The organism is Angustibacter aerolatus (assembly GCF_054776675.1).
The window spans coordinates 1-4783 of the sequence record NZ_BAAHBM010000142.1 but is presented as its reverse complement, the minus strand read 5'-3'; the positions used below and the strand labels follow the sequence as shown (position 1 = coordinate 4783).

Sequence of the window (4783 nt, the reverse complement as noted above, 5' to 3'; positions counted from 1 at the left end):
ACCCGCCTGTCCGACGACGGCGGCGAGGGCGCGGACGGGGTGCTCGGGCGACCGCGCGCAGCTCGCGGTGCCGACGACCTGCTGTCGGCGGACGGCGGCACGGACGCCGACGACGTCACCGGCGACCGCAACCGGCCGCAGCGGGCGACCGGTCCGCGCAACCAGCCGCGGCGACCGCGTCCGAAGGGCCGCCGTTGACGGCCGGTCGGCTGCCGACCGGCGCGCCGGCGCAGGAGGGGCCCACCGCGCTCCTCGAGCGGGTGCGCGGGCTGATCCGCGACGTGCCGGACTTCCCCACCCCGGGCGTCGTCTTCAAGGACATCGCGCCGCTGCTGGGTGACGGCGAGGCGTTCGCCGGGCTGATCGGGCTGCTCGCCGACCGCTACCGTGGCCGCGTCGACGTGGTCGCCGGCATCGAGGCGCGCGGCTTCGTGCTGGGCGCGCCGCTGGCCGTGGCGCTGGGTGTCGGGTTCGTCCCGGTGCGCAAGGCCGGCAAGCTGCCCGGCGAGACCGTCGCCGCGAGCTACGACCTCGAGTACGGCACCGCCAGCATCGAGGTGCAGCCCGACGCCTTCCACCGTGCCTCGCGGGTGGCGCTCGTCGACGACGTGCTCGCGACCGGCGGCACGGCGGCCGCGGCGGCCGGTCTCGTGGCGCGCGCCGGCGGCGAGGTCGTCGAGCTGGCCGTGCTCATGGAGCTCACGTTCCTCGGCGGTCGGTCTCGCCTCGGCGACCTGCCGGTGCACGTCGTCCTCGGCGACTGACCAGGACCCGGCGACCCGTCGTCCACAGGCGGGGGACTCCCCAGGACGACCTCGGTGTTCTCTCCGTAGACTGGGAGCACGACGTCCGACGAGCAGGGGAGGTGCGCGTGAGCGACTCTGCACGCACCGTCGCGCCCGACACGACCGGCGACGACCCGGAGGCCACCGCGGCCACGAGCGGGCCGGGCGAGGCCGGCACGTCCACGACGTCCGGCGACGCCGCACCGTCCACCGGCTCGACGTCGATGGGATCGACCGGCTCGACCGGGCACGGCGTCAGCACCGGCAACCGGGTGCGGGCCCGCCTCAACCGGCTGGGTGGTCCGCGCCGGCCGGCCCCGAACCAGGTGCTCGAGCCGCTGCTGCGCGCCGTGCGGTCGGCCCACCCGAAGGCCGACGTCGGGCTCATCGAGCGCGCGTACCGCGTGGCCGAGCGCGCCCACGAGGGGCAGCTGCGCAAGAGCGGCGACCCGTACATCACGCACCCGCTGGCCGTCACCACGATCCTGGCCGAGCTCGGCATGACCGAGGCGACCCTGGTGGCCGCGCTGCTGCACGACACCGTCGAGGACACCGAGTACACGCTGGCCCAGCTGCGCGGCGACTTCGGTGACGAGGTCGCGGCGCTGGTCGACGGCGTCACCAAGCTCGACAAGCTCACGTACGGCGAGGCGGCGCAGGCCGAGACGGTGCGCAAGATGGTCGTGGCGATGGCCCGCGACATCCGGGTGCTCGTCATCAAGCTCGCCGACCGCCTGCACAACGCGCGCACCTGGCGGTACGTGTCGGTCGCCTCGGCGCAGCGCAAGGCCCGCGAGACGCTGGAGATCTACGCCCCGCTGGCTCACCGCCTCGGCATGAACACCATCAAGTGGGAGCTCGAGGACCTCAGCTTCGCCACGCTGTACCCCAAGGTCTACGACGAGATCGTCCGGCTGGTCAGCGAGCGCGCGCCGGCCCGCGAGGAGTACCTGGCGCAGGTGCGCCAGGAGGTCACCGACGACCTGCGCGGGGCCAAGCTCAAGGCCACCGTCACCGGCCGGCCGAAGCACTACTACTCGATCTACCAGAAGATGATCGTCCGCGGCCGCGACTTTGAGGACATCTACGACCTCGTCGCGGTGCGGGTGCTCGTCGACTCGGTGCGCGACTGCTACGCGGCGCTCGGTGCGCTGCACGCGCGGTGGAACCCGGTGCCCGGCCGGTTCAAGGACTACATCGCGATGCCCAAGTTCAACCTCTACCAGTCGTTGCACACCACGGTGATCGGCCCGGGCGGCAAGCCCGTCGAGATCCAGATCCGCACCCACGCCATGCACCGCCGCGCCGAGTACGGCGTCGCCGCGCACTGGAAGTACAAGGAGCAGCCCGGCGGTGCGCCGACCGGCCCCGGCGACGGCGTCGGCGACATGGCCTGGCTGCGGCAGCTGCTCGACTGGCAGCGCGAGACCGCCGACCCGGGGGAGTTCCTCGACTCGCTGCGGTTCGAGATCAACGCGCGGGAGGTCTTCGTCTTCACCCCGAAGGGTGACGTGGTCGCGCTGCCGGCCGGGTCGACGCCGGTCGACTTCGCGTACGCCGTGCACACCGAGGTCGGCCACCGCTGCATCGGCGGCCGGGTGAACGGGCGGCTGGTGCCGCTGGAGAGCCCGCTCGAGAACGGCGACGTCGTCGAGGCGCTGACCTCGAAGGCGCCGTCGGCCGGCCCGAGCCGCGACTGGCTGACGTTCGTGCGCAGCCCGCGGGCGCGCAACAAGATCCGCCAGTGGTTCAGCAAGGAGCGCCGCGAGGAGGCGGTCGAGCAGGGCAAGGACGAGATCACCAAGGTGATGCGCAAGCAGCACCTGCCGATCCAGCGGCTGATGTCGCACGAGTCCCTGACGGCGATCGCCACCGAGCTGCACTACACCGACATCACCGGGCTCTACGCGGCGATCGGCGAGGGGCACGTGTCGGCGCAGAGCGTCGTCGCGAAGCTCGTCCAGTCGCTCGGCGGCGAGGAGGGTGCCAGCGAGGACCTCGCCGAGGCGACCATCCCGAGCGCTCCCTCCCGGCGGCCGCGCAGCGGCGACCCGGGCGTGGTGGTGAAGGGCGTCGACGACCTGTGGGTGAAGCTCGCGCGCTGCTGCACCCCCGTTCCCGGCGACGACGTCATCGGCTTCGTCACCCGCGGCAGCGGGGTCTCGGTGCACCGCACCGACTGCACCAACGTCGGCACCCTGCGTGCCGAGCCCGACCGCATCGTCGAGGTCGAGTGGGCACCCTCGGCGGCCACCCTGTTCCTCGTGCAGATCCAGGTCGAGGCGCTCGACCGGTCCCGGCTGCTGTCGGACGTGACGCGGGTGCTCTCCGACGCGCACGTCAACATCCTGTCGGCGTCGGTGCAGACCACCCGCGACCGGGTCGCCAAGTCGCAGTTCAGCTTCGAGATGGGCGACCCCGCGCACCTGGGCCACGTGCTGAACGCCGTCCGGCGCATCGACGGCGTCTTCGACGTCTACCGGACGGCGGGCGGCAAACAGACCACCGCGCCGGGCACCGGCTGACCGCGTCCGGGCGCTCGAGGGTGCCCGAACCGTCGGACGCCGACGTCGGTGAGGGCCGTGCGCCCGAATCACCCCCAGAGTTCCGACAGGGGCGCGCGGGACGCGCGTCCGGGTCAGCCGCCGAAGTCGGCGAGGGCCTTGCGCGCCTGGGTCAGCCACTCGCGACGGGCCGCGAGCGCCGCCTCGGCGTCCGCGATCCGCTTGGCCCGCTGCTGCTCGCGGGCGCGCGCCAGGTCGTCCTCGAGCGACGCGATGGCCTGCTCGAGCTGGTCGACCGCGCTCTGCGCCCGCGCTCGCGCCTCCGGGTTCGAGCTGCGCCACCGGTTGTCCTCGGCGTCGCGGATCGCCTGCTCGACCGCCCGCATCCGCCGCTCGACGCGGTCGAGGTCGCCGCGGGGCACCTTGCCGGCCGCCTCCCAGCGGTCCTGCACGTCGCGCAGCGCTCGCTTGGCCGCGGCCAGGTCGCGCACCGGCAGCAGCGCCTCGGCCTCGACGAGCAGCGCCTCCTTGACCTGCAGGTTGGCGCCGAACTCGGCGTCCTGCTCGGCCTGGGCCGCGTGCCGGGCCTCGAAGAACGCGTCCTGCGCCCCCCGGAACCGGGCCCACAGCGCGTCGTCCTCCTTGCGGCCCGCGCGACCGGCGGCGCGCCAGCGGTCCATGAGCTGCTTGTAGGCCGACGCCGTCGGGCCCCAGTCGGTCGAGCCCTGCAGCGCCTCGGCCTCACGCACCAGCTCGTCCTTCGCCTCGCGAGCCTGCGTCTGCTCCTCGTCGAGGTGCGCGAAGAACTGCCGCCGCTTGCGGTCGAACGCGGTGCGGGCGTGGCTGAACCGCTTCCAGAGCTCCTCCTCGGAGCGCCGGTCGAGGCGGGTGCCCGACTTCTGGTGGGTCTTCCACTCCTCGAACAGGTCGCGCATGCGCTGCCCGTCAGCACGCCACTGCGTGCGCTCGGGCGGGGTGCCGGCCAGCGACTCGGCCTCGACCACCAGCTGCTCGCGCTCCTCGCGGGCCTTCGCCCGGGCCTTCGACCGCGCGGCGTCGGCCTGCGAGCGCCGCTGCTTCGCCAGCTCGGTGAGCTCGGCGACCCGGGCGTCGAGCGCCGCGAGGTCGCCGACGGCGTGCAGGTCGGTGGCCAGCTCGCGCAGGTGGGCGGTGCCCGTGTCGATCTCGCCGGGCGGCACGTCGGTGCTGGTCAGCCGCTGCACGAACAGGTCGACCTGCGACAGCACCTCGTCGTACTTGCGGGCGAAGTACGCCAGCGCCTCCTGCGGCGAGGCCCCCGGGTACGAGCCGACCTCGCGCTCGCCGCCGTCGGGCAGCTGCACGAAGACCGTGCCGTCGTCGGCGACGCGGCCGAAGCGCTCCGCCTCGGCCAGCGAGGTGACGTGCCCGGTCGGCTCGGCGGCCGCCGGAGCCGCGGCGGGCGGCGCGTCGACCCGGTCGGCCGGCCGGCGTGGCACGGCGGCCGGGGTCGGG

At 74.1% G+C, this 4783-nt stretch carries 4 protein-coding genes; 3 read left to right on the top strand and 1 reads right to left on the bottom strand.

Going from position 1 to position 4783, the window contains the following annotated elements:
* From ACYVI6_RS18005 to ACYVI6_RS17995, 3 genes are all read left to right on the top strand, one after another.
* The coding region (locus ACYVI6_RS18005; RefSeq protein WP_460447682.1) for a hypothetical protein at positions 1-198 on the top strand (198 nt) is incomplete at its 5' end.
* On the top strand, positions 195-764 hold the full coding sequence (locus tag ACYVI6_RS18000; RefSeq protein ID WP_460447681.1) for an adenine phosphoribosyltransferase: 570 nt from the start codon (positions 195-197) through the stop codon (positions 762-764). The genes ACYVI6_RS18005 and ACYVI6_RS18000, both read left to right, overlap by 4 nt.
* A 107-nt stretch (positions 765-871) precedes the next feature.
* The gene (locus ACYVI6_RS17995) at positions 872-3310 is read left to right on the top strand and encodes a RelA/SpoT family protein (RefSeq protein WP_460447680.1); all 2439 of its coding nucleotides are present in this window, start codon (positions 872-874) and stop codon (positions 3308-3310) included.
* 113 nt (positions 3311-3423) lie between these two features.
* Here the strand turns inward: ACYVI6_RS17995 and ACYVI6_RS17990 are convergent.
* On the bottom strand, positions 3424-4783 hold a 1360-nt coding region (locus ACYVI6_RS17990), incomplete at its 5' end, for a DUF349 domain-containing protein (RefSeq protein WP_460447679.1).